A 22,927-nucleotide genomic window follows, 5' to 3' on the forward strand; every position below is an offset into this window, starting at 1 on the left:
GTCCTTTTTTAGCTTTATATGGTGATCCCTATGGATTACGACGATGTTAACGTCAAACTTGGGGAGATAGAGGAGCTCCTCGACAGGCTGGGTAAACAGCACCCGAAGGAGATATCGGCCTTCTCGAGGTTCCTCAGGGAGACCCTCGACAACAAGGCCCTGACGACGCGCGAGAAGGAGCTCATAGCCCTCGCCCTCGGCATATCCGCGGGCTGCGAGTGGTGCATATACCTCCACACTCAGAAGGCCCTGGCCGCCGGTGCAAAGCCCGAGGAGCTTATCGAGGCGGGTCTCGTTGCGGTTCTCATGGCCGGTGGTCCTGCCCTGATGCACCTCATACCGCTCATGAAGGCCATAGAGACCTTCCAGAAGGAGAAGGGAGAGGAGTGAACCTCGACGTTTTCGTTTTGTTCTCTTCTTTGTTCCGGCTCATTCCTCCGTCAGCTTCAGTATCGCCTCCGCAAGGTCGCCGTTGGCCTCCTCGAGGGCCTTTTTTGCCGTCTCGTAATCGACGCCGGTCTGCTCCATGACGAGCTGGACGTCCTCCTCCGAGACCCTTACTATGGCCCTGACCTCCTCACTTCCCGGGACGATCTGATAGCTCTTCTCACCCTGCGCGGTTATTATCGTGATGACCGGCTCCTTGAGGACTATCTCCTTGTTCTCCATCCTGATTATGACTTCCTCAACCCCCTCGAGCTCCTCCATCTTGATGCCCATCTGGCGCATGAGCTTCTTCATCTGCCGCGGGTTCATCCCCATCATCGCTACCACCTGGGGAGAGTTCCACTCTGATTTTAAAAAGGTTGGCAAAGTTTTTCAGGTGCTCCGCAAAATCCTTCCCGGGGGGAGCATGCCGTACATCCCTCGAACCGTTCCCACGGATTTCCAGGTTGTATTCGGCTTCTTGGCGGTAGCCCTGATTCTCCTAGCGGCCTGGCTCTTCTTCGACTGGATGGAGCGGTACGCGGAGAAAAAGGAGAGGGAAATAGCGAAAGAACTCGAAGAGTTGGAGGAAACGGGAGAGGTGTACTAGTCAGGGATTACTCCTCTTTCTCCCCCGGGAAATTCGAGGTTTCCTCGTTGGCTTTCATGATCTTCTGCCTGTACTCCTCGTACCTCTTTCTGGCCTCTTCCGCCTTCTCCTTCTCGCCCAGGTAGTCATAGGCCTCAGCCACGTGCTTCCACCACATGGGGTCCTGCTCCGCCTCCTTCAGGCAGTACTCAAGGAACTTCTCGTAGGCTTCCCTGGCGAGCTCCTCCTTCCCGAGCCTCCTGGCGATGTTACCGACGTCCTCGTAAAAGATGCCCTCCTCCCCGGCCTCCTTCTGGTAGTACTCCAGGGCCCTCTCCCATGCCTCCCTGGCCTTCTCCTCGTTGCCCAGCTCCTCGTAGAGCTTTGCCACGTCCTCCCAGAACCAGGGCTCCTCCTCGGCGTAGCGCTCGAGGGCCTTGGCCGCGCGCTCCATGTTCCCGGCCTTCTTCCAGTACTCGTGGGCCTCCTTCAGGTAGTAGGTGTCCTTTTCCTTGTCGTAGAGGGCCTCGTATATCCCGGCGGCCTTCTCGTACTTCTCAGCCTTCTCGTAGGCCCAGGCGGCGCTCTCCATCCAGCCGAGCTTCTCGTACATCTCGGCCGCCTTCAGGTAGTTACCGGCCTTCTCGTACTTCCTTGCCGCGGCTTTGTACTTGCCCGCCCTCTCCAGCTTCTCGGCAGAGCGGAAGCGGTCAGTTAAACTTAAATCGGGTTCGCTGATGTACCAGATTCCAAAGGCGACGATCGCTATGAAGAAGACGATTATTCCGGCGACGACGTTGAGGCTCCGCCAAGTGGCGCTCAGGTAGAGGCCGTAGCCGCTCACAGCGGTGAATATCGCGAGTATCGCCCCGTACTTCCAGCTCTCGGCGTAGAGCGTCAGTCCGGTGAAGAAGAGCAGCATCAGAGTGACGCCGAGGAAGCCGAGGGTGAGTATCACCTGGAGCAGCAGCTTCCAGCCGCCGTACCAGACTATTCCAGCGGCTATCGCTACAACTGCTATCAGGAAACCGATCAGGTACGCTTTGAGCTTGTCCATTCTTCCACCCCCTCGATTTTGAGCAGGAAGACCTTTTCGTCCAGTCGTGGCGTGTAGTAGCCGATGCCGTCGTGGGCAACGACGCGATGACAGGGAACAACGATGGGGTAGGGGTTCCTCCTCATCGCCCCGCCTATGGCCCGCGGTGACGTACCAATGGCCCTGGCAAGGCCACCATACGTTATAACACTCCCTCTTTTAACGTTTTTCGTGAGCCACTCGTAAACTCTCCTTTCAAAGGCCGTTACGCCCTCAAAGGAGAGCTCCGGTAGAATTTCGGCGTTGCCCACCCTGCCGATGATGACGTCCCTGACGAGGGTGGGGTAGTCCGACCTTCCGCGTCCGGTACTGATGTCCACACCCCTTTTCCTCAGAAAGCCCGTGAGGCGGTCGAGGTTCCTCTCGAACTGCTCCCCATCCAGCGCGAAGGTTATCCCCTGAATCCCGTCCTCAAAAAGCACAGCTATCCAGACGTCCCTGTTTGCTATCCGAAACTTCTCAACGCTCAACATAATCCCATCGGTAACGCTTTAAGGGTAGGGCTTTAAACGGTTGCGGTGGTGGGATGAAGATTTACGTGCTCGGGGCCGGAAGCATAGGCTCTCTTTTTGGCGCGCTCCTCTCGCGGGCGGGGAACGAGGTCACCCTGATAGGAAGGGAAAACCAGGTGAGGGCGATAAACGAGAACGGTCTGCACGTCTCGGGGGTTGAGGAGTTCACGGTTCATCCCCGGGCCAGCCTCACCGCCCCGGATGAGCCACCGGACCTGCTGATTCTGGCCACGAAGTCGTACTCTACGAAGGTAGCCCTGGAGTGCGCCAGGGGATGCATAGGGCCAGATACGTGGATACTCAGCGTGCAGAACGGCCTCGGCAACGAGGAGCTGGCCCTTAAGGTTACAGGAAAGGTCATCGGCGGGGTGACCACGAACGGTGCCATGCTCGTTGAGTGGGGCCACGTGCGCTGGACCGGGCGCGGACTCACGGTTATTGGGAGGTACCCGACGGGGGCCGATCCCTTCGTGGAAAGGGTGGCCGAAGTTTTCAGAGCTGCGGGCCTTGAAACGTCCGTTACGGAGCACGTTATCGGCTGGAAGTGGGCGAAGGCCATAGTCAACTCCGTCATCAACGGCCTCGGGACGGTTCTGGAAGTGAAGAACGGTGCGCTGAAGGACGACCCCTATCTCGAAGCGGTGTCAGTGGACCTGGCGCGCGAGGGGTGCCTCGTGGCCCAGAAGCTGGGTGTGGAGTTCGAAATACACCCCCTGGAGCTCCTCTGGGATACGATAGAGCGGACACGGGAGAACTACAACTCAACGCTCCAGGATATACGGCGCGGTAAGAGGACCGAGGTGGACTACATCCATGGAAAGATAGTGGAGTACGCCCACTCCGTGGGTCTGGAGGCCCCCAGAAACGAGCTTTTGTGGGCCCTGATCAAGGCCAAGGAAAATCTAAATAAACCGGGCGGTGAAGTTTAGACTGGAGGGGTCGAAGATGCCCATATTTGGGGGTAAGGAGAGCGACGTTTTTGAAGCCATAGACGAGCACCTTGAGGTCGTCAGCGAGTCTCTTGTTGCCTTCAGGGAGCTGGTTGATGCTTACCTCAACGGTGACTTTGAGAGGGCCAGGGCCTTTGAGAGGGAGGTTGACCAGCTGGAGAGCAAGGCCGACACTCTCAGGAGGGGCATAGAGACGATGCTCTACGAGGGTGCCTTTCTGCCCGCCAACAGGGGGGACTATGTAAGGCTGAGCGAGCTCATTGACCAGGTCGCCGATGCCGCAGAGAGCGCGGCCCACACCCTCATACTGGCCAAGCCGAAGGTTCCGAAGGAGCTGAGGGCGGAGATCCTGAGGCTCGTGGAGTCCGCCGTTGAGACCTACGGGGTTCTCGTTCAGGCGGTGAACGCCATGAACTCGGACGTTGACAGGGCGATAGAGCTGGCCAAGGCTGTGGAGGATGCCGAGGAGATAGCCGACGAGGTTGAGTACGACGTCAAGGGCAAGGTTTTTGAGAGCGAGACCGTTACGACCTACGCAAAGCTCGTCTGGAACCAGATACTGACGAAGATAGGTGACATAGCCGACCGCGCCGAGGACGCGTCGGATCAGGTCATGCTCATGGCGATAAAGAGAAGAGGATGAGGTGATGGAAATGGTGAAGGTTTTGGTTGCGGCACCGCTGCACGAGAAGGCAATCGACGTTCTGAAGAACGCAGGCTTTGAAATTGTTTACGAAGAGTATCCCGATGAGGCCCGCCTTCTGGAGCTCGTCGGGGACGTTGAGGCTATAGTCGTCAGGAGCAAGCCGAAGGTGACCCGCAAGGTTATCGAGGCTGCCCCGAAGCTCAAAGTCATCGGAAGGGCCGGCGTCGGTCTGGACAACATCGACCTTGAGGCCGCCAAGGAGCGCGGAATAAAGGTCGTGAACAGCCCCGGCGCATCCAGCAGGAGCGTCGCCGAACTCGCCGTTGCGCTTATGTTCAACGTGGCCAGGAAGGTTGCCTTTGCCGACAGGAAGATGCGCGAGGGAACCTGGGCCAAGAAGCAGGCCATGGGAATCGAGCTTGAGGGCAAGACCATCGGAGTCGTCGGCTTTGGAAGGATAGGCTACGAGGTCGCCAAGATAGCCCGCGCCCTCGGCATGAACGTCCTGCTCTACGACCCCTATCCGAACGAAGAGAGGGCCAGGGAAGTCGGTGGAACCTTCGCCTCCCTTGAGGACCTCCTCAGGGAGAGCGACGTTGTTACGCTCCACGTTCCCCTCATCGAGGCTACCCACCACCTAATAAACGAGGAGAGGCTTAGGCTGATGAAGCCGACCGCCATACTCATAAACGCGGCGAGGGGAGCCGTCGTTGACACGGAGGCCCTCGTTAAGGCCCTTCAGGAAGGCTGGATTGCCGGTGCCGGCCTCGACGTCTTCGAGGAGGAGCCGCTCCCGGCCGACCACCCGCTCACCAAGCTCGACAACGTTGTCCTGACCCCCCACATCGGCGCCTCGACCGTCGAGGCCCAGATGAGGGCAGGTGTTCAGGTCGTGGAGCAGATAGTCGAGGTTCTGAAGGGCTGATGCCCTTCTTCCCTTTAGTTCATCTTCAACTTCTCGCAAACCTTTACCAGCATACTGGTAAAGTTCGCTAGAAAAGTTTACCAGTATGGTGGTACGATTTTGATGAGAAGTTTGCCAGTATAGTGGTAAACTTTATAGGGAGTTTGAACTAGTTTGTCCTATGAACGTTGAAGAACTCAAGAGGGTTTTGGCCGACCAGTGGGAGACCCTGAGCGAGAAGCTCGAAAGGGAGAACATCGTCGAGCGGGAGCTGAGGGGAAAGATTCTGGAAAACTTCAGCCCAACGGCCCACATAATAACGGGACCAAGACGCTCCGGAAAATCCGTTCTCTCGGCAACCCTTCCGGGAAAGGTACTCTACACCAACTTTGAAGACCCCGCGATGGCGGGCTTTTTGATTGGGGACTACAAAAAACTCGTTCAGGCGGGCTACGAGCTTTTTGGAGACTTCGATTACATAGTCCTCGATGAGGTTCAGGAGGTAGAGGGCTGGGAGAGGATGGTTTCAGCTTTAAGGGAGAGCTATCCTACAGTTGTTACCGGGAGCAACGCCCGCCTGCTTTCGAGGGAGTTTTCTACTTATCTGACCGGTCGTTATATGAGCTACACTCTCCTGCCTTTCTCGTTCAGGGAGTTTCTGGCCTACAGTGGAGTTGAGCCGGAGGTTAAGACGACAAAGGACGAGGCGCGGATAAAGAGGGCTTTACTTGAATATATCGAGCGCGGCGGCTTTCCGGAGGCCCTGCGCTTCGGCAGGGAGTACCTCGTAAACCTTTACAACGACATCATCACTAGGGACGTCATAGTCCGCTACGGCGTTAGAAACGTCCGCGAGATGAAGGAGGTTGCTTTCTACCTCTTCTCGAACTTCTCCGGGCGGTTCACATACAGGAAGGTGAAGAACGTCCTCGGAATCGGGAACGTCGAGACGGTGAAGAACTACGTGGAGTACCTTGAATCTGCATACCTACTCTTTGAGCTTCCCAAGTTCTCTTTCAAGCCGAAGGAAGTTCTTAGGGGTGATAAAAAGATCTACGCGATCGATACCGGAATGCTCAACGCCGTCGTGCCGAAGGTATCCGAGAACATCGGCAGGCTGATGGAGAACGCTGTATTCCTCGACCTGCTGAGGAGAAAGAGCTACCTTGAACAGAGCCTTGAGATTTATCACTATCGCTCAGTGGGAGGTCACGAAGTTGATTTCCTGCTTAAACGGGGTTCGGAGTTTAACTTCATCCAGGTTACATACGCTTCTGAGAGGGATGAGGTTCCTTCCAGGGAAGTGAGCAGCCTTCTGAAAGCCCTGGAAGATTTCGGAGTGAAGGAGGGCACCGTTATCACATGGGGCTATGAGGACGTGCTTGATGTCGGTGGCAGGAGGATACGTTTCATTCCGCTCTGGAGGTGGCTTTTGTATTTTAAAAGTCAAACTTTTTAATCAAGACTCGAACCTTTAGACAGGTGAATGCCAATTGCTTGCCGATGCCATCGTCGAGGCGATAAGGCTGGCCGTCACGAGGATCCCGGACGACGTTGTTTCGGCTCTCAGAAAGGCCTACGAGTTTGAGGAGAGCGAGGTGGCGCGCTTCAACCTCGAAAACATCCTGAAGGCCGTAGAAATTGGGAGGGATGGCTCAATCCCCGTCTGCCAGGACACGGGAACGCTCACGTTCTTCGTGAGGGCAGGGGTTGAGAGTCCTTACCTTCGCGGGCTGGAGGGGGCGATAGTCGAGGCGGCGAGGAGGGCGACGCGGGAGGTCCCGCTCAGGCCCAACGCCGTCGATGTTCTGAACGGGAAGAACTCCGGGGACAACACCGGCCGGTTTGTTCCGGTGGTTCACTGGGAGCTGGTTGAAGGGAGCGAAATCGAGATAGCCGTCCTCCCCAAGGGGGGCGGCAGCGAGAACTGCTCCGCCCTCGCGATGCTGACCCCAGGCGAAGGATGGGAGGGGGTGAAGCGCTTCGTCCTTGAACGGGTCAGGGAATGCGGTGGCAAGCCGTGTCCGCCGGTGATACTTGGGATAGGTGTCGGTGGGGGCGCGGACCTCTCGCTGAGTCTGGCCAAGAGGGCCCTGCTCAGGAGGGTGGGCGAGAGGAATCCCGACGGTAGAATAGCGAAAATCGAGGCCGAGCTCCTGGGGGAGGTCAACGCCCTCGGAATAGGTCCGATGGGTATGGGGGGCAAAACCACCGCGCTGGATGTCAAAATCGAAGTCGCCCACAGGCACCCCGCGAGCTTTCCGGTCGGTCTGGTCGTCCAGTGCTGGGCCAACAGGAGGGCTTTCCTCAGGATAAAGCCGGACGGGAGGGTTGAGGTTTGGCAGTGAGGCTGAGAACTCCCCTGGGTGAAGAGGACGTCCTGAATCTCAGGGCCGGCGACGTGGTTCACCTCTCAGGGACAGTTTACACCGCCAGGGATTCGGCACACAGGAGAATTCTGGAGCTCGCCGCGAGGAGGGAGCTTCCCTTCGACCTTGAGGGGGCCGTGATCTACCACTGCGGGCCTGTGGTAAGGAAAGGTGGTGGGGGCTATGAGGTTGTCTCGGCGGGCCCCACAACCAGCGCGAGAATGAACCGCTACCTTGAGGGAATTCTCTCCCTTGGCGTCCGCGGGATAATTGGAAAGGGAGGGATGAATCCGGGGCCCTTTAAAGGCCGCGCCGTTTACTTCGCCTTCACAGGTGGGGCTGGCTCCCTCGCGGCGAAGAGCATAAAGAACGTCAGGGAGGTGCTCTGGCTCGACGAGCTTGGCACGCCGGAGGCGGTGTGGGTTCTTGAAGTCAAGGATTTCCCGCTGCTGGTGGCGATAGACGCTAACGGTAGCTCCCTCTACGGTCGTTGAGGGGCGCTATCTCCCGCTCGTAGAACTCCCTCCAGCGCCTCAGCCTCTCCTCCACCTCTTCCCCGCTCACGTGTATCCTTGCAACGTTTTCGCGCATCGCTTCCTCGGCAACCGCCCTCGCGACCCTCGGGTGGACGTCGGGGTGGAACGGGGAGGGGATTATCTCGTCCTCGTTGGGTTCGATTGTTTCCGCCATGGCCAGTGCGGCGGCGATGACCATCCCGTCCGTTATGGTTCTGGCCCTCACGTCGAGGGCCCCCCTGAAAATCGCCGGGAAGCCCAGGAGGTTGTTCACCTGGTTCAGGTAGTCGCTCCTGCCGGTGGCCACGATCCTTGCGCCCGCCTTTTTGGCTTCCTCCGGGAGTATCTCCGGCGTTGGATTGGCGAGCGGGAATACTATTGCGTCGTCGGCCATGCCCGCTACCCACTCCCGCCTTATCACCCCCGGCCCGGGCCTCGTGAACGATATCATCACGTCCGCACCCTTCAGCGCCTCCTCCGGACCCCCCTCAACCCCCTCGGCGTTGGTCTTTTCAAGAAGCCCGCCGCGGTATGGGAAGATCTCCTCAAGCGGAAGGTCCGGTGTTAAAATCCTCGGCTCCCCGTTCACAAGCTCGACAACGCGGACGTTCCCAGGGGGTATTCCAGCCTTCGTGATCAGCCGGAGGGTGGCGAATCCCGCTGCCCCCGCCCCGAAGAGCGCGACCGTGATTTCGCCAGGCTTCTTTCCAACCACCTTCAGCGAATTTATGAGCGCCGCTAGGACGACGCTCGCGGTTCCCTGCTGGTCGTCGTGGAAGACGGGAATTTCGAGCTCTTTCCTCAGCCTCTCAAGGATGTAGAAGCATTTTGGGGAGGAGATATCCTCGAGGTTGATTCCCCCGAAGGAGGGTGAAACAGCTTTTATAACTTCGATGAGGCGGTCCGGGTTTTTCTCGTCCACCACTAGGGGAAACGCATCAACTCCCCCAAAGGCCTTGAAGAGCAAAGCTTTCCCCTCCATGACCGGGAGTGCCCCGAGGGGCCCTGTATCCCCGAGGCCCAGGACCCGCGTTCCATCGCTCACGACGGCTATCGTATTCCCCCGGTTGGTGTATTCAAAGGCGTCCTCGGGATTTTCCCTTACCCTTCGCGAAACCTCCGCTACGCCTGGCGTGTACGCGAGGCTGAGGCTCTCTCCCGTGAGGGGAACCTTGGGTATTACCTCTATCTTTCCGTTCCCTATGAAGTTGTCCCTGTGAAACGTTAGGGGGTCCATCTAACCACCGGGGTTTGTTGGCATGTATGAGTTAAAAGGGCTTTGGTGATTCTAAGTCTTTGACATTGATATGGAAACAGAAGAAGCTGAAGGAACCAAAAGCTTTTAAACCCAAGGGCCGGTTCCTAATACCGGGTGTGGGCCGGTAGCTCAGCCTGGTATGAGCGCCGCCCTCGCAAGGCGGAGGCCGCGGGTTCAAATCCCGCCCGGTCCACCAGAAAACAAACCTTCCTGTTTTTAATACACTCGCCGTTTCTGGTTTCACCTGCCGCATCTACCGCTCCACGCGATAGCATATTGAACGGAGACACATCCGTTCGTGGGTGCTGTGGGCTTAGTACTCGCCTTGATAGAGGTATAATACTGTCCCGTGAAATTCAGGGATTTCTTTGGCATTTATTGAAAAAAACTGGGACTTTGGTCAAATTTTGTTCAATGTCATTGGGGAAAATTACTTAAGTACTTTGTCGTTTTTATCATTCGGTGAGGGTTATATGGAATTTGATCTCCTGAAGGAACTGGTGTCCATAAGCTCCCCGTTTGGGAAAGAGGAGGAAATCTCCCGATTCATCGCTTCGTTTCTCGAGGAGCACGGCTTTGATGTAGAGCTCCTTCCCGTTGAGGGCTTTGGGAGCGACGTGATAGCCCATCTTCCTGGGAGGAGCTACACCGTCGTTCTGAACGGCCACATGGACACCGTCAACCTGTCCCCCGGCTGGACGAAGAATCCCAAGGGAGAGCTGGAGGGCGACCGCTTCTACGGCCTGGGCAGTGCGGATATGAAGGCGGGCCTTGCGGCGCTCCTGGCCGCGTTCGTTGAGATGGCAGAGCTTCCCCGAAAGGAGCGGCCCACCGTGATCTTCACCGCAGTCGTCGATGAGGAGGGCTACTCCAGGGGTGCCTGGGAGCTGATACGAAGCGGGAAGCTGGACAGGACTGACGTTGTTCTCGTCGCTGAACCGACGAACGAGCGGCTCATGCTCGGTGCGAGGGGGCGCTTCGTTGTTCAGGTGGAGGTCTTCGGGAAGAAGGCTCACGCGGCGAGGCCACACGAGGGGCTCAACGCCATAGAGGAGCTGGGGAGGTTCGTCGGCTCACTCTGGAAGATACGCTTCAGGAACCACAGGAAGCTGGGGGCAGGCTCGTACTGCACCCTTAGTATTGAGGGCTCCGCCGACGGCCTGAGCGTCCCGGACTACGCCAGGGCGATAATAGACAGGCACATAGTCATCGGTGAGGACTGGGAGAGGGTCAGCTCCGAGCTTCTCAACCTTGCGGGGAGGATAAAGCTGAAGGGGGACATCAGGGTCTCGAAGTTTGAGAGACCGACGCCGGATATGCTCCCCTACGTCGTCAGGGAGAACGACCGCTTTGTGAACATCTTCAAGTCCGCCCACAGGGCCGTCCTTGGCGGGGAGCCCGAGATAATCTACGGCCGGAGCGTGGGGGACTTCAACTACTTTGGAACTTACCTCAACAAGCCGACGCTGGTTTATGGACCGGTCGGTGGCAACTGGCACGGGAGCGACGAGTGGGTGAGCGTTGAATCCCTGAAGAGGGTAAAGCGCGTCTACGTTGAATTCCTGAAAGCGCTGGTTTAACTGCCTAAAAAAGAAAGTGGTGGTCAGAGCTTTCTTCCAACTAGGGCACCGACCAGGAACGCCCCCACTGCCGCTGCCGCCAGGACCGCGGCGGGGAGTCCTTCCGACGTACCTTCCGACCGGGTGCTGGTGGAGCCATCGGTCGGAGTGGACGCGCCGGGGGGTATGATTATCTGCGGTACGTCGGTTGAGTTGTCCTGGGGCAGTGGGGTCTGCTGGGACGGCGCGCTGAGGAAGAGGCCGGCCGTCTCCCTGGCGTACTGGTAGAATATCATCGCGGTCTGCAGGTCTTCGATACTTCCGTTCTCCTCCGCACTCTTCTCGTAGCTCTCGGCGAACTCGTAGTAGGCCATCGCGAGGACGGGCGTGACGCCCTGGCTCTGGGCCACCCCTATGGCCGTCTTAGCGTCGTCCTTCATTGCCTTCATTTTGTCAATCAGCACGCTCCGGTTGTCTATACCCAGCGTGTCGAGGAAAACCTGCGCCCTCACTCGCGCCTCCATCGCCGTGAAGAGTGCCGCCGAGTACTTGCCGTCCTCGTAGTACTGCTCCGCCTGCTGGATACTCTGGCTGAGGTCGCCCCCAACGGTGCCGTACATCGACTCGATGTAGGTCACGATGAGGTTGGACTCGTCGATGTAGTCCCTCGCTGTGGCCTTGACGACCTCTCTGCTTATCTCGTCCTTTCCGGCGAACCTCTCCCCAAGGTGCGCCCATAGCTCTGCGGTTTTGGCCCTCTCGTAGGCGTATGCGGCATCACCCACGGCGTCCCAGTAGTCGCCGCTGTAGTAGTACTTCCACGCCTCATCAAGTAGCCCCTTGGCCTGCTCCACCCTCTCCTCCGCGGCCGCCACGGCCTGGAGCATCGTGACGCCCTTTATGGTTATCCCAGAGACGGTGCTTTCCGATGCGTTTATCTGGCTCCCCGCGATCTTGAGGAGCCTCTGAACATCGTCCTGGGACTTCACGTCCAGGTACCAGTCAACGTGCCGTATCATTATCCTTGCCTGGAAGTCCTTGCTGAGTGCGGTGTAGTACATACCGTCATCGATCGCTTCCTTGGACTGGTTGAGGACGACACTGGCCTGGTTCAGGGCCTCCATCAGTGTGGTGTACGTCGCGTAGCTGACGTCGCTGTCCTTGAGCTTCTGGAGGGTCTCCCTGTAGTATGCGGTAGTGTTGTCGTAGTCGCTCAGAGCGTCGTCTCTGAGGAATGACGTATCGACGCTGACGTAGGAGGGGGCCTCGGGCCTCGGTATCCTGCGCCCTGTGAAGTAGTAAACGGCGTCGTATATGTCCTTTATCTCAATAACCGTCAGACCCCAGCGCTCTTTTGCGTAATCTACCACGTCCACCTTCTTCGTCTGGGTGTTTATCTCCACTATGCCCCCTATCTCCTTCTTCTGGGTCTCCTGGACGTACTGAACCCGCTGTCCCTCGGGGATGAGGAACACGTTGGCCCCGACGCCGTGGGCGGCGGATGCCTTCTCCAGTATGCCGCCAACCGGGCCGATGGTGCCGTCCGGGTTTATCATTCCCGTCATCATGACCTTTGGATTGACCTTCCATCCCTTGAGGGCCGCGATTATTCCGACGGTCATGGTTCCCCCGGCCGATGGGCCGCCGATAATTGGAGAATCGGCTTTTATCTGAATGAAGACGTCGTACTTGTTCATATCCACGCCGAGAACCTTGCCCGCTATCTGGGCGGCAAGCCTCGCGCTGGCCTGCATATCTACCTCCGCCAGGGGCCAGGTCTCCACGTAGACGTGTCCCGTTCCAGGCGCGACTGTTATCACGAAGTCCGTGGCCACTCCGATGAGCTCTCCGTTGGAAGTTTTTGAGACTGCCGGTGCCTTCAGAACAACCGTGTGTCCCTCTCCTGGACACTGGGCCGCTGCAAATCCTGCGAACGGCAGAATCAGCAGGGCTATGAGAAGCACGGCCGCTGTTCGCTTCATACTCTCACCCCGCACTCATCTCTGCGGCTTTTAATAAAGGGTTTGTGGTTCATCCGTTTAATGAAATCTCGTTTGGGTGACCTTTTTTCTTTTCAGAGTCCGGCCCCTTGAGATGGGCAGGGAGCCAGAAAAAGCTTATATATTCCTCTTCTTCCTTCAGAAGGTGGGGATGGGAATGGACATATTCAGCAAGCTCATCCAGAGGAAGTTCCAGAACATCGCCGCGGACAGGTACGAGGAGATAACCCGGAGGTACCGGGAGTTTTTGCTCCTTCCTGAGGAGTTCGTGCTTCCGGAGGTTCGTTCGATTCTGATCCCCATCGACAGATTCTCCAGCGAGATACCGGAGGAGCTCTACGACACGCTAAGCGCTTACAGCGGTGCGTCCGTGACGCTCGTTTACATCTCGGAGAAACGGACCCTGGCGCTCATTGAGCAGACCCTTGGCAGGAAGGAGGCTGAAAAGCTTAGAAGTGCCAAAATGGAATTTGCCAGAGCCCTCGTTCTCAAAATAGCTCCGAGGCTTGAGGAGCTGGGCCTTAGAATAGAGCGGAGGCAGTTCATAGGGAGCAAGAGTGACGACGTCATAAGACTCATGGAGAACGAGAACTTCGACCTCCTCGTCGTGTCCAGGAGCTACGGCTCGGAGGTCACCAAGACGTCCCCCGTGAGCCCCGTCGTTCTGAAGATAGTCCAGCATCTTGAGAGCCCGGTTATAATCTACTAGTTGGGTGGTGACCATGGAGCAGACCATCGCAGCAGGAATAGCCGTCGCAGTGTTCCTGGTAACCTACGCCATGATAATCAGCGAGAGGGTTCACAGAACGGTCGCGGCCCTCTTCGGTGCGGCCGTGGTGCTGTTCCTCGGCATAGTGCCGTGGGAAGCGCTTCCCGAACACCTCGACCTCGACACGCTCTTCCTCCTCATCGGCATGATGATAATCGTCAACACCTCCAAGGAGAGCGGTCTCTTCGAGTTCATAGCCATAAAGACCGCCAAGTTTGCCAGGGGGAGTCCTATGAAGGTTCTTCTGCTGTTCTCCGTCGTCACCGCCGTCATAAGCTCGGTTCTTGACAACGTTACAACCGTCCTGCTCCTGACCCCGATGCTCCTCTACATAACGCGCCTAATGGACATCAATCCTGTCCCGTTTCTCCTGGCGGAGGTTTTCGCCTCCAACATAGGTGGAACTGCCACCCTCATTGGTGATCCCCCCAACATAATGATAGGCTCCGCGGCCGGGCTGAGCTTCAACGAGTTCCTCTTCAACATGGGCCCAATAGCGCTCGTGGACCTATTCACTTCCCTCGGGATAATCTACCTGGTCTACAGGAAGGCCATGAAGATCAGCGACGCCAAGAGGGACAAGATACTCTCGACCCTTGGTGAGCTCGATGAGGCGGATGCCATAAGGGACTACTCCCTCTTCAAGAAGTCCGTGGCGGTTATACTCGGGGTAGTCATGCTCTTTTTCATCCACGATCGGCTTGGGATTGAGCCGGCAGTCGTTGCCCTCACCGGCGCCTCCGTTCTCCTCCTGTGGAGCGGGATGGACCCGGAGGAGATACTCGAAAAGGTCGAGTGGACGGCAATATTCTTCTTCATGGGCCTCTTCATACTCGTCGGTGCCCTCGTGGAGACCGGCATCATCGACGGGGTTGCCCGCTGGATACTGGGATACATCGGGAACACCGGCGAGGCGCTGATTATAATAACCTGGTTCTCCGCGGTCTCCTCCGCCATAGTGGACAACATCCCCCTCACTGCGGCGATGATACCCCTCATAAAGGCAATGGGGAGTTCGATGAACGTTTACCCGCTCTGGTGGGCCCTCTCCCTCGGAGCCTGCCTCGGCGGCAACGGAACTGCAATAGGTGCGAGCGCCAACGTGGTTGTCATCGGTATCGCCAGCAGGGAGGGCGTTCGGATAACGTTTATGGACTTCCTCAAGGTTGGGCTTGTTATAATGTTCGTCACCGTTGCTATAGGACTGGGGCTGCTCTGGATAAGGTATATAGGGGTGTGATGTCATGCGGATACTCGTCCTCGTTGATGGTTCGAAGTGGAGCCAGAAGGCGGCGCTTCACGCCATCGCCATAGCCAAGAAGAAGAGGGGAAAGGTCATACTCTTCTCGGTCCTGGACAGGAGGGAAGCCAGGGCCATGGCCTTCAACCTGGGAATGTTCAGCGAGAACCTCTCGGAGGTTGAGAGGTTTGAGGAGGAGATATGGAAGGACATGAAGAGGAGCATCAAGCACCTGATGACGAACCTCCTGGAGCTCTGTCAGGAGGAGGGCGTGAACTGCTCCTTCAGGATAGTCGAGGGTTCTGCCAAGGAAAAGATCCTCGAAGAGGCCAACTCCGGGGGCTACAGTCTGGTCGTCATGGGTGCCTACGGCAGGAGCGGAAAAACGAGGATAGGGAGCCTTCTCGAGGAGGTAGTCGGTCTGATAGGCCCCCCGGTCATGGTGGTTCGTTAGCGCCTCCAGAGAGAGAGCATCAGCAGGGCCAGAACGACCACCTCCAGGGCGCCCACCACCAGCCCCACGTCCCGCTCTATCCACGCCGCCAGTTTGGCGGTCTCTATCGTCTTTTTGATTGCGAGCAGGAGGAAGGCTATCACCAGGTACATTGCCGGGCGCAGATGGCTCTTCCTGTACGCGATGAATGAGATTCCCGCCAGCGTCAGCGCAAGGATCAGCGCCATGATAGCGAGTAGGGTTTCCATCATTCTCCATCACCCACGCTCGTCAGCAGGTCTATCAGGTTGTCGGCCAGCTTCTCCCACAGGCTCGGCCGGTACTCCTTTATCAGCCTTGCTATCAGCTCGGGATCGTAGGAGAGGGTGTATATGACGCTCCTGCTTTCCTTCTCCGCGGTCACGACACCGAGCTTTATCAGTTCGTTCATGTGGTAGCTCACCGTCGGCTGGCTGAGTCCAAGGCTCCTCGCCATGTCCTTCTGGTTCTTCGGCCCCTCCATGAGGAGCAGTAGTATCCTTCTCCTCGTCTCAGTGGATATGGCTATGAGCAACCTCTGTGCCTTCTCCTCAAAGCCCTTCGGGAACAGGTAGCGCCTCTTGCCCGTTTTCCTTGAGAACACCCTGCCCTCCTTTTCGAGTTTCCGGAGATGGTACTGCAGGTCGCCTATTCCTATCCCGAGCTCCCTTGCCAGCTCCCGGAAGGTTATCCCCGGCTTGTCCGTGATAGTTTCGAGTATCTCGTTACGTCGCTCCATGGCCAACCCTTAAACCCTGTGGTTCATCCATCTATACCCGTCCTCTATGACAACCCATATAAAGGAACTCCCTTTTATGTCCATCGGTGTGCGTATGGAGGAACTGGTGAGAAAGGCCGAGGAACTGGCGGGACGTTACGGTATACCATATTATGAGATCAGGATAACCCGTGTCACGGCAGCCCATCTCGGCATGCAGAACGGCCATCTGGAGGAGCTTTCCCTCAACACCGAGATGGGAATAGGTGTCAGGGCGTTCAACGGCGCCTGGGGTTTCTCCAGCGCGAACGACATGAGACGGGCGGAGGACGCTATAAAAACGGCGATGAAAATTGCGAGGCTCTCAAGAGGGAAATCGGAGATTTACCTCGGTGACCCCGTGAAGGACAGGGCGGCGATCGGTGTTAAAAAGCCCTTCACGGACATCGACATCGAGGACAAGCTCGCCCTGGTGAAGGAGATCGATTCCCTTTTGAGCGGGGATGCCATCTCAAGCAGGCGCGTCCACTACGGGGACGGTCTCAAGGAGACCTTCTACTTCAACTCCCTGGGAAGCGAGATAGAGACGGTGACCCCTCGCCTTCGAATCGCCCTCTCGGTTACTGCCAGGGAGAACGGCGAGATGCAGGGCTACTGGAAGAGCTTCGGCGGGACGGCTGGCTGGGAGCTGCTGGAGGGAATAGACTTCCCCCGGTGGGCGGACCTCATTAAGGAAAAAGCCGTCTCTCTCCTCCACGCCCGCTCGCCGCCCTCGGGCGAGTTCGATGTGATAATGGACCCGGAGCTTACCGGAGTCTTCATCCACGAGGCCCTTGGTCACGCCGCCGAGGCGGACGCCGTCAAGAACGGCGACAGCATACTCGCGGGCAGGCTGGGGGAGAGAATAGCCGTTGAGGGGCTCACGGTCGTTGATGACCCGACGCTGCCCGGCAGGTTTGGCTCCTACGTGTACGACGACGAGGGCATCAGGGCGAGGCGCGTCGAGATAATCCGGGACGGGGTATTGGTGAACTACCTCAACGACCGTGAGACGAGCGCGCTCCTCGGCCTCGAGCCGAACGGCCACGGCCGTGCCCAGGGCTACAACTACCAGCCCCTCGTGAGGATGAGCAACACCTACGTTGAGCCCGGCGACTGGAGCTTTGAGGAGATGGTCGAGGAGGTTAAGAACGGCCTCTACATGGTCGGCGACAAGGGCGGCGAGGTTGATACCGCCGGCGGCACCTTCACCTTCGGCGCGAGGGAGGGTTATGTAATTGAAAACGGCGAGGTGAAGGAGATGGTTCGCGATGTGGCCCTGTCCGGGAGCATACTCGACGTCCTGAAAAACATCCGCGCCATCGGGAACGACCTGAAGGTCGATTTTCCGGGCTACTGCGGTAAGGGGCAGTGGGTTCCGGTTGACGACGGCGGCCCGCACGTCCTCACGAGGGCTCTGGTGGGTGGGCTTCGCTGAAGGATGGGTTTCTGTTTTGGATTCGCGAGACTTGAAAGCAAAGCGTATATACATCAACCTTCAATTTTATGTATGGTGACGAAAATGGCGATAGACGTTGATATTATACAAGATGTGGAGATTCTGCTGAAGAACCTGAACGGGTACGAGCTCCTCAGCTACGCCATATGCAACGAGAAGTGCGGGGCCGAGACCTATGAGTGGCTGGCCAAGCGCGTTGAAGGAATGCTTGCCGACGAGTTCCTGCAGCTGGCGGGGGAGAAGAGGAAGCACGCGGCCCAGATGTCTGGGCTGTTCGAGAGGCTCTATCCCGGTATGAAACCCCTGGAGTTCAATGCCCCTCCGCTGGACACCCTGCCGGTGTGTGATGAGATGATGAGGGTGGGGGACGTCGAAAACGCCCTGGCACTGGCCCTGATTTCCGAGGCAATAGGCAGGGATATCTACAGAAAGCTCCAGAGGATGGCGGGCGATGAGGAGGTTGCGGCGCTCTTTGGGGAGCTGGCCGCAATAAAGGAAAACGCCTACGAGCGGCTCCTCGGGCTGTACAACGAGGTCATTGGAGAGTGAGCAGAATACCTTTTAAATTCCCCTTCGAACTCTCCCCGGTGAACCGATGATAGATGAACTTATTGGAATCCTCGAGCGCGAGAACGTGGAGTGGGAGCTTTACTGGGAGAGGGGCAGGGGAGGCTCCTTTAGGATAGAGCGCGAGAGACTGGAGCGCTCCCAGAGAAAGTTCCATTCAGGGATAGGCCTCCGCATCGGCTACAGGGGCAAACTCGGTTTCTCCTACATCACGGGACTAGCCCACGACCGCGAAACGCTTGAAAATTTTGTGAAAAGAACGATAAAGCTCGCGAGGATAAGTGAGGTGCCCTTCGCGGGGTTCCCCTCCGGGGGAAAGCCGCGCCCCGTCGGTGGACTCTACGACAGGCTCATCGACGAGATTCCCTTTGAAGACGCCTACGCCCTCGCGGGCGACTTTGCGTCCAGGATGGCGGAGCTTAAGGGCGAGGGAATTACCATCTCCGGCTCGCTGGCTTTCGGCGTCAACACCTACGGCGTTGCGAACTCGAACGGTGTTTTCCTCGAGGAGCGCTCCACTGGAATGAGCGTTTCCGCCTACGCGGTCAAGGGCGGCGGGAGAACGGGAACCGGCTCATACTATCAGTCGTACCGCTCGCTTCAGCCATTTGAGGAGCTTGAGCGGGCTATAACTCTTGCCATCGAGGAGGCGGAGCTGAGCGGCGCCGCCAGAAAGCTTGGGGGATACTCCGGCGCGCTGGTTCTTGAGCCCGAGGCATTTGGGGCGATCCTAGGGATTCTGCTCGAGAACCTCTACGGCGACAGCGTTTACTTCGGCAGGAGCAGACTCTCGCGGCCCGGTGAGCCTGCGACCGCCGGAGAGCTTACCCTCATCGACGACCCCTCCATCGAGGGCTTCCCTGGGAGCTACTCCTTCGACGGTGAGGGGACTCCTTCCAGAAGGACGGTTCTCGTTGAGGATGGTGTGCTGAAGTCCTTCCTTCTTGACCACACGTACGCTTCGTTTCTGGGCATGGAGAGCACGGGCAACGCGGTTCGGGACTTCAGAACCATGCCCCACATAGGGACGAGCAACCTGCTGGTCAAGCCAGGAGGGGAGAGCCTCCGCGACTTCGAGGGGGTTGTGGTTAAGAAGGTCTTCGGCGAGCACACCGCCAACCCTGTCAGCGGCGACTTCTCCCTGACGGTTGAGCTGGGGTACGTCGTGAGGAACGGGGAGCTTCAGCCCTTCAGGGACAACATGCTTGTAGGAAACGCCTTCGAGGTTCTGCGGTCAATCCTCGCCGTTGGGCGGGAGACGGTTCGCAGGGGATCCTTCGTCTCTCCGAGAGTCCTGACGGTGGCTAGAATAGTGTGAAACAGCGGCCGCCGCGGTAACCTTTTATACTTTGCCATTGTAAAATGTATCCGGTGATGTCACAATGGCCGCTCACGCTGTGGACTCGATTCTTTTCGGACTTAGACCCGGTGAGACAGTCCTTATTGAGTACAGTGCGGTTTCCTCCCCTGAACTCCTCCTCTACCTGGTCTGCCGCAGGTGCAGGGCCCGGGGGACACCGCTCCTGATCGACGATATCTCCGATGCCTTCGCGGAGAGCGTCATCCGCCTGGACCTCATGGGGCTGGAGCTTGAGGGCCTCAGGAATGTCCCGGTTATAAAGATTGGAGGTAGCAGGGACATCGGAAGCGTCTTCGGGAGGGTGGAGGTGGATAAGTACTTCCTCGATTTTAGGTATTACAATGAGATCTACAAGAAGATAGTCCCCGAGGAGGTTGTTTTCAATCCGGTCCTTGGAATCCACAAGCTCTTTATCGCCCTTGATCGGCACGAGGTTATACAGCTGATCCGCAACATCTCGACCTTCGTCGGGAAGAAGAGCCGCGTGGCGCTGTACTTCCTCAACTTGGACATCATGGAGAGGTACTCCCCGGAGCTGCTCTCTTTCTTTGAGGAAACTGCCAGCACGGTGCTCCGGTGGGATTTCGAGGGCGGCAAGTACCGACTCCGGGTTGTCAAGGCCGCGAACAGTTCTATAATGGGCTCCACGGTTTCCCTGGGCTTCAGGGACATATCAAGACCGTAGTGTTAAGATTTTTAAACCCCCTTCCTTATCACTTTTGGTGATATAATGAGGGCAGCCCTGGCCGTGATTTTGATGCTGCTTCTGGTACTGCCTCCAGCAGGGGCCCATGCGGTACCCGAGCGAAACGTTGTCTACCAGGTGATGGTTGACAGATTTTATGATGGGAACCAGAGCAACAACGGGCCCTTCTACGATCCATCAAAGAGCAACTACCGCCTCTACTGGGGCGGTGACCTGGAAGGCCTCACCGAGAGGCTGGACTACATCCAGAGCCTCGGTGTCTCAATGATATGGGTCTCTCCGCTCAACGACAACATAAACAGAATGGCACACGGCTCTGCCCCCTACCACGGCTACTGGACGCGCGATTATAAACGCATCGAGGAGCACTTTGGAACCTGGAGAGACTTCAGGAGGCTCGTGAAGGAGGCCGAAAAGAGGGGTATATGCGTAATCGTCGACTACGTCCCCAACCACTCAAACCCATCAACGGACGGTGAGTTCGGCTCCCTCTACGACAACGGCACCTTTGTAACCGACTACTATCGGGACACCAAGAACGCTACGGTAAACCCGTACACAGGAATCAGGAAGAACGTGTACCACCACAACGGCAACATATTCACCTGGGCCGGGATTCCCCTCAAGTATGCCAACCTCTTTGGCTTGGCCGACTTCAACCAGCTCGATCCGTGGGTCGATTCATACCTCACCGAGGGTGCGCTCCTCTTCGTTAACTCCGGGGCCTGCGGCTTCAGGATCGACGCCGTCAAGCACATGGAACTCGGCTGGCTTGAGGCCTTTTATCTGCGCCTCTACTCCAAAGCCCCGCTCTTCATCTACGGGGAGTACTACTCACTCTCGCCGGATAAAACGGACGACCTCTACGAGCTCTACCGCTACTCCAACGTCTCGCCGGTTCTCAACATACCCGTAAGGGAAGATATCGTGAGAACTCTCGGCTTCGTGGGAAGCCTTGAAACACTCTCCAGAACCCTTGAGGAGTACTATTCCCTCTTCGTTTACCCCAATAAGGAGCTGAACTTCCTCGACAGCCACGACCTGGTTCGCTTCCTTAACGAGGCAAAACGAAAGGATGCCATCGAGCGCTTCCACATGGCTTTAGCCCTGACCATGACCCTGCCCGGGATTCCGGTGATATACTACGGCGACGAGAGCTATCTGGTGAGCGGGGACGGAAAGGGCGACCCCTACAACAGGCCCATGATGGTCTTCAACAACACCACCGAGGCGGCAAGGATAATCAGAACGCTGGCGGAGCTGAGAAAGACCAACGATGCCCTGGCCTTTGGAGACTTCAGAACGGTTTATGCCAACTACTCCGTATGGGCCTTTGAGAGAACCTTTGGAAGCCACGGGCTCCTCGTGGTTATGAACAAGGGCTCGCCTGGGAACCTCACGCTTCCCCTGGACTGGGAGAATGGGACCTACCGCGACGCCCTGACCGGCGCCGAGATGAGGGTCTCCGGTGGAAAGGCCTTCCTGGAACTCCGGCACAACAGCTTCTATGTCTTCCACGTCGAGGGAGAGCAGAACGAACCTCTCATCGGCTCGGTAACTCCCTACACCGCAGAGCCCGGTCAGAGAATCCTCATTGGAGGTGCGGGCTTCGGCTCCTCCGGAAGGGTCACCATCGGCGGCGTTGAGGCGAGGGTTCTCTCGTGGAATTCAACCGAGATACTCGTGGAGGTTCCGGAGGTGAAAACTGAGAATGCCTGGCTCGACGTCGTGGTCGAAACCGGGGGAAAGGCCAGTGAACCGGCAAAGCTGCGCTACTATTCGGGGAACGATGTTCCAGCGCTTATAGCCATCAACGCCACAAACCTCACCGGGCGGCTCTGGATTAAGGGTAACCTATCGGAGCTGGCCGAGCCAAGACCCCTGCTCAGGTCCTCAACGGGCTACTACTTCACCGTCGCTCCGCTCCCCAACGGAACGGCCTTTTCGGTGGAGCTCTACCGGGGCTCTTCATGGGGGGAGCTTGAACCGCTCAACGTGACCCTCTACGGCTTCGTGAACTCCATGGTTGTGGTTCTAACGGATGAGCCTCCCATCGTTGAAACCGAAACGGCTCCAGCGATGCCAACAACGACGATAGTCCACAGGCCCATTGGAGAGAACCCTCTCCCCTACCTCCTCGCCGCCCTTCTCCTGCTCGGGGCGGCTCTGATAATCTGGAAGAAAAGGGGTTAAATCTGCTCAAGAAGCTTCTTTCTCTTTTCCTCGTACTCTTCGGCGCTTATGACGCCCATGTCGTAGAGCTCCTTCAGCTTTTTGAGCTTTTCAAGGGGGTCTTCCTTCTTCTCAGCCCCCGCCGTGTGCTGAATGGTTGCCCCACCGGGAACCACCCTGCTCACGAGCTCTTTGGGCTTCTTCAGAACCCACGTTTCGTGGGTCAGGCCCTTCTTGACCTCTATCGTCACGGGCTCGACGGCTATCGCGTTCAGGGCGTCCTTTATGGCGTTTATTGTATTCCTCGCCTGCTCCTTGTTCATCCAGCCGAGCTTGAGCCTTATGTTCTCCTCGCCCTTTATGAGGAACTCGGAGGATATGACTCCCAGCTCAACGGTGACTTCCTCGAGCTTCTGATACGGTATGGCCTTTATCTCGTACCTCCCGAGTATCTTCTCGTCGAGGTAGATTATCCTCCTGTTAGTTACTATGAGCCACTTCGGCTTCTCCACGCTTATCTTCTTGCGGACGGTGAACAGAACATCCTCATTCGGCTCCAGGTGTCTCAAAACGGACTTTGGAAGGTTGTTGCCCATTACTC

The 22,927-nt window shown here is 57.5% G+C and carries 25 protein-coding genes and 1 tRNA gene; 18 read left to right on the top strand and 8 right to left on the bottom strand.

The window, feature by feature from the left end:
- Nucleotides 1-18 precede the first annotated feature (18 nt).
- On the top strand, nt 19-390 hold the full coding sequence (locus FPV09_RS09780; protein ID WP_245610478.1) for a carboxymuconolactone decarboxylase family protein: 372 nt from the start codon (nt 19-21) through the stop codon (nt 388-390).
- A 39-nt stretch (nt 391-429) separates the two neighbouring features.
- Here FPV09_RS09780 and FPV09_RS09785 read toward each other — a convergent pair whose 3' ends face one another.
- On the bottom strand, nt 430-765 hold the full coding sequence (locus FPV09_RS09785) for a nascent polypeptide-associated complex protein (RefSeq protein ID WP_058939900.1): 336 nt from the start codon (nt 763-765) through the stop codon (nt 430-432).
- A gap of 58 nt (nt 766-823) precedes the next feature.
- Between FPV09_RS09785 and FPV09_RS09790 the strand changes: the two genes are divergently transcribed.
- Nucleotides 824-1,036 carry a hypothetical protein gene (locus tag FPV09_RS09790; RefSeq protein WP_246112262.1) on the top strand — a complete coding sequence of 71 codons (213 nt, stop codon included), beginning with the start codon at nt 824-826 and terminating at the stop codon, nt 1,034-1,036.
- Nucleotides 1,037-1,043: 7 nt separating this feature from the next.
- Here the strand turns inward: FPV09_RS09790 and FPV09_RS09795 are convergent, their stop codons facing one another.
- Nucleotides 1,044-2,072, bottom strand: coding sequence for a tetratricopeptide repeat protein (locus tag FPV09_RS09795; protein WP_148883258.1), 1,029 nt, complete (start codon nt 2,070-2,072; stop codon nt 1,044-1,046).
- Entirely contained in the window at nt 2,048-2,584 is a 537-nt protein-coding gene (otg, locus tag FPV09_RS09800) for a methylated-DNA--protein-cysteine methyltransferase (RefSeq protein ID WP_148883259.1), read from the bottom strand. Before otg ends, FPV09_RS09795 begins: the two co-directional genes overlap by 25 nt.
- 53 nt (nt 2,585-2,637) lie before the next feature.
- On the opposite strand from otg, the gene FPV09_RS09805 reads away from it, so the two are divergent.
- The 6 genes from FPV09_RS09805 to FPV09_RS09830 all read left to right on the top strand — a co-directional run bounded on the left by FPV09_RS09805 (nt 2,638) and on the right by FPV09_RS09830 (nt 7,986).
- Nucleotides 2,638-3,552 (top strand): 2-dehydropantoate 2-reductase, encoded by a 915-nt coding sequence (locus FPV09_RS09805; protein ID WP_148883260.1) that lies wholly within the window; start codon nt 2,638-2,640, stop codon nt 3,550-3,552.
- A 16-nt stretch (nt 3,553-3,568) separates the two neighbouring features.
- Nucleotides 3,569-4,216 carry a TIGR00153 family protein gene (locus FPV09_RS09810; protein ID WP_148883261.1) on the top strand — a complete coding sequence of 216 codons (648 nt, stop codon included), beginning with the start codon at nt 3,569-3,571 and terminating at the stop codon, nt 4,214-4,216.
- A 13-nt stretch (nt 4,217-4,229) separates the two neighbouring features.
- Nucleotides 4,230-5,144, top strand: coding sequence for a hydroxyacid dehydrogenase (locus tag FPV09_RS09815; protein WP_148883825.1), 915 nt, complete (start codon nt 4,230-4,232; stop codon nt 5,142-5,144).
- Between the two features lie 160 nt (nt 5,145-5,304).
- Nucleotides 5,305-6,582 (top strand): ATP-binding protein, encoded by a 1,278-nt coding sequence (locus tag FPV09_RS09820; protein WP_148883262.1) that lies wholly within the window; start codon nt 5,305-5,307, stop codon nt 6,580-6,582.
- Nucleotides 6,583-6,616: 34 nt separating this feature from the next.
- Complete coding sequence (locus tag FPV09_RS09825; RefSeq protein WP_148883263.1) at nt 6,617-7,471, top strand: fumarate hydratase; 855 nt, start codon at nt 6,617-6,619, stop codon at nt 7,469-7,471.
- Entirely contained in the window at nt 7,462-7,986 is a 525-nt protein-coding gene (locus tag FPV09_RS09830) for a FumA C-terminus/TtdB family hydratase beta subunit (RefSeq protein WP_148883264.1), read from the top strand. Before FPV09_RS09825 ends, FPV09_RS09830 begins: the two co-directional genes overlap by 10 nt.
- On the opposite strand, the gene FPV09_RS09835 is transcribed toward FPV09_RS09830, so the two are convergent.
- Complete coding sequence (locus tag FPV09_RS09835) at nt 7,958-9,244, bottom strand: NAD(P)-dependent malic enzyme (RefSeq protein WP_148883265.1); 1,287 nt, start codon at nt 9,242-9,244, stop codon at nt 7,958-7,960. The genes FPV09_RS09830 and FPV09_RS09835 overlap by 29 nt on opposite strands.
- Before the next feature lie 139 nt (nt 9,245-9,383).
- Here FPV09_RS09835 and FPV09_RS09840 point away from each other — a divergent pair.
- Together FPV09_RS09840 and FPV09_RS09845 are read left to right on the top strand one after the other, a co-directional pair.
- Nucleotides 9,384-9,461 (top strand) — tRNA-Ala (locus tag FPV09_RS09840).
- A 277-nt stretch (nt 9,462-9,738) separates the two neighbouring features.
- Nucleotides 9,739-10,845, top strand: coding sequence for a M20 family metallopeptidase (locus tag FPV09_RS09845; RefSeq protein WP_148883266.1), 1,107 nt, complete (start codon nt 9,739-9,741; stop codon nt 10,843-10,845).
- Nucleotides 10,846-10,868: 23 nt separating this feature from the next.
- On the opposite strand, the gene FPV09_RS09850 is transcribed toward FPV09_RS09845, so the two are convergent.
- Entirely contained in the window at nt 10,869-12,806 is a 1,938-nt protein-coding gene (locus FPV09_RS09850; protein WP_148883267.1) for a S16 family serine protease, read from the bottom strand.
- A 175-nt stretch (nt 12,807-12,981) separates the two neighbouring features.
- Between FPV09_RS09850 and FPV09_RS09855 the strand changes: the two genes are divergently transcribed.
- From FPV09_RS09855 to FPV09_RS09865, 3 genes are read left to right on the top strand one after another with little or no spacing between them, the layout of a single operon-like run.
- On the top strand, nt 12,982-13,533 hold the full coding sequence (locus FPV09_RS09855) for a universal stress protein (RefSeq protein ID WP_058939802.1): 552 nt from the start codon (nt 12,982-12,984) through the stop codon (nt 13,531-13,533).
- 13 nt (nt 13,534-13,546) lie between these two features.
- Nucleotides 13,547-14,833 carry an ArsB/NhaD family transporter gene (locus FPV09_RS09860; protein WP_148883268.1) on the top strand — a complete coding sequence of 429 codons (1,287 nt, stop codon included), beginning with the start codon at nt 13,547-13,549 and terminating at the stop codon, nt 14,831-14,833.
- A 4-nt stretch (nt 14,834-14,837) separates the two neighbouring features.
- The gene (locus FPV09_RS09865; RefSeq protein ID WP_058939791.1) at nt 14,838-15,287 is read left to right on the top strand and encodes a universal stress protein; all 450 of its coding nucleotides are present in this window, start codon (nt 14,838-14,840) and stop codon (nt 15,285-15,287) included.
- On the opposite strand, the gene FPV09_RS09870 is transcribed toward FPV09_RS09865, so the two are convergent.
- On the bottom strand, nt 15,284-15,538 hold the full coding sequence (locus FPV09_RS09870; RefSeq protein ID WP_148883269.1) for a hypothetical protein: 255 nt from the start codon (nt 15,536-15,538) through the stop codon (nt 15,284-15,286). The two genes, FPV09_RS09865 and FPV09_RS09870, sit on opposite strands and share 4 nt — an antisense overlap.
- Nucleotides 15,535-16,044, bottom strand: a complete 510-nt coding sequence (locus FPV09_RS09875) for a winged helix-turn-helix transcriptional regulator (protein ID WP_058939789.1) — start codon at nt 16,042-16,044, stop codon at nt 15,535-15,537. The genes FPV09_RS09870 and FPV09_RS09875 overlap by 4 nt, the downstream gene beginning before the upstream one ends.
- Nucleotides 16,045-16,138: 94 nt before the next feature.
- Here FPV09_RS09875 and FPV09_RS09880 point away from each other — a divergent pair, with 94 nt between their 5' ends.
- From FPV09_RS09880 to FPV09_RS09900, 5 genes are all read left to right on the top strand, one after another.
- Nucleotides 16,139-17,500, top strand: coding sequence for a TldD/PmbA family protein (locus tag FPV09_RS09880; protein ID WP_148883270.1), 1,362 nt, complete (start codon nt 16,139-16,141; stop codon nt 17,498-17,500).
- A gap of 72 nt (nt 17,501-17,572) precedes the next feature.
- A complete protein-coding gene (locus FPV09_RS09885) occupies nt 17,573-18,070 on the top strand; it encodes a ferritin-like domain-containing protein (RefSeq protein WP_168194755.1) in 498 nt (165 codons plus the stop codon).
- Between the two features lie 46 nt (nt 18,071-18,116).
- The gene (locus tag FPV09_RS09890; RefSeq protein WP_148883272.1) at nt 18,117-19,406 is read left to right on the top strand and encodes a TldD/PmbA family protein; all 1,290 of its coding nucleotides are present in this window, start codon (nt 18,117-18,119) and stop codon (nt 19,404-19,406) included.
- A gap of 64 nt (nt 19,407-19,470) precedes the next feature.
- A complete protein-coding gene (locus FPV09_RS09895; RefSeq protein ID WP_148883273.1) occupies nt 19,471-20,133 on the top strand; it encodes a DUF257 family protein in 663 nt (220 codons plus the stop codon).
- A 45-nt stretch (nt 20,134-20,178) separates the two neighbouring features.
- A complete protein-coding gene (locus FPV09_RS09900; RefSeq protein WP_148883274.1) occupies nt 20,179-22,347 on the top strand; it encodes an alpha-amylase family glycosyl hydrolase in 2,169 nt (722 codons plus the stop codon).
- Here FPV09_RS09900 and FPV09_RS09905 read toward each other — a convergent pair.
- Nucleotides 22,344-22,922 (bottom strand): PH domain-containing protein, encoded by a 579-nt coding sequence (locus FPV09_RS09905; RefSeq protein WP_210411186.1) that lies wholly within the window; start codon nt 22,920-22,922, stop codon nt 22,344-22,346. The two genes, FPV09_RS09900 and FPV09_RS09905, sit on opposite strands and share 4 nt — an antisense overlap.
- Nucleotides 22,923-22,927: the final 5 nt, after the last annotated feature.

Source organism: Thermococcus aciditolerans, from assembly GCF_008152015.1.
Taxonomy (GTDB): domain Archaea; phylum Methanobacteriota_B; class Thermococci; order Thermococcales; family Thermococcaceae; genus Thermococcus; species Thermococcus celericrescens.

Excerpts from the sequence above, each read along its gene's own strand:
- FPV09_RS09780 (WP_245610478.1), top strand. The coding sequence starts at position 19 with ATGGTGATCCCTATGGATTACGACGATGTTAACGTCAAACTTGGGGAG.
- FPV09_RS09785 (WP_058939900.1), bottom strand. The coding sequence starts at position 765 with ATGATGGGGATGAACCCGCGGCAGATGAAGAAGCTCATGCGCCAGATG.
- FPV09_RS09795 (WP_148883258.1), bottom strand. The coding sequence starts at position 2,072 with ATGGACAAGCTCAAAGCGTACCTGATCGGTTTCCTGATAGCAGTTGTA.
- otg (WP_148883259.1), bottom strand. The coding sequence starts at position 2,584 with ATGTTGAGCGTTGAGAAGTTTCGGATAGCAAACAGGGACGTCTGGATA.
- FPV09_RS09805 (WP_148883260.1), top strand. The coding sequence starts at position 2,638 with ATGAAGATTTACGTGCTCGGGGCCGGAAGCATAGGCTCTCTTTTTGGC.
- FPV09_RS09810 (WP_148883261.1), top strand. The coding sequence starts at position 3,569 with ATGCCCATATTTGGGGGTAAGGAGAGCGACGTTTTTGAAGCCATAGAC.
- FPV09_RS09820 (WP_148883262.1), top strand. The coding sequence starts at position 5,305 with ATGAACGTTGAAGAACTCAAGAGGGTTTTGGCCGACCAGTGGGAGACC.
- FPV09_RS09835 (WP_148883265.1), bottom strand. The coding sequence starts at position 9,244 with ATGGACCCCCTAACGTTTCACAGGGACAACTTCATAGGGAACGGAAAG.
- FPV09_RS09845 (WP_148883266.1), top strand. The coding sequence starts at position 9,739 with ATGGAATTTGATCTCCTGAAGGAACTGGTGTCCATAAGCTCCCCGTTT.
- FPV09_RS09850 (WP_148883267.1), bottom strand. The coding sequence starts at position 12,806 with ATGAAGCGAACAGCGGCCGTGCTTCTCATAGCCCTGCTGATTCTGCCG.
- FPV09_RS09855 (WP_058939802.1), top strand. The coding sequence starts at position 12,982 with ATGGACATATTCAGCAAGCTCATCCAGAGGAAGTTCCAGAACATCGCC.
- FPV09_RS09860 (WP_148883268.1), top strand. The coding sequence starts at position 13,547 with ATGGAGCAGACCATCGCAGCAGGAATAGCCGTCGCAGTGTTCCTGGTA.
- FPV09_RS09865 (WP_058939791.1), top strand. The coding sequence starts at position 14,838 with ATGCGGATACTCGTCCTCGTTGATGGTTCGAAGTGGAGCCAGAAGGCG.
- FPV09_RS09870 (WP_148883269.1), bottom strand. The coding sequence starts at position 15,538 with ATGATGGAAACCCTACTCGCTATCATGGCGCTGATCCTTGCGCTGACG.
- FPV09_RS09875 (WP_058939789.1), bottom strand. The coding sequence starts at position 16,044 with ATGGAGCGACGTAACGAGATACTCGAAACTATCACGGACAAGCCGGGG.
- FPV09_RS09880 (WP_148883270.1), top strand. The coding sequence starts at position 16,139 with ATGGAGGAACTGGTGAGAAAGGCCGAGGAACTGGCGGGACGTTACGGT.
- FPV09_RS09885 (WP_168194755.1), top strand. The coding sequence starts at position 17,573 with ATGGTGACGAAAATGGCGATAGACGTTGATATTATACAAGATGTGGAG.
- FPV09_RS09890 (WP_148883272.1), top strand. The coding sequence starts at position 18,117 with ATGATAGATGAACTTATTGGAATCCTCGAGCGCGAGAACGTGGAGTGG.
- FPV09_RS09895 (WP_148883273.1), top strand. The coding sequence starts at position 19,471 with ATGGCCGCTCACGCTGTGGACTCGATTCTTTTCGGACTTAGACCCGGT.
- FPV09_RS09900 (WP_148883274.1), top strand. The coding sequence starts at position 20,179 with ATGAGGGCAGCCCTGGCCGTGATTTTGATGCTGCTTCTGGTACTGCCT.
- FPV09_RS09905 (WP_210411186.1), bottom strand. The coding sequence starts at position 22,922 with ATGGGCAACAACCTTCCAAAGTCCGTTTTGAGACACCTGGAGCCGAAT.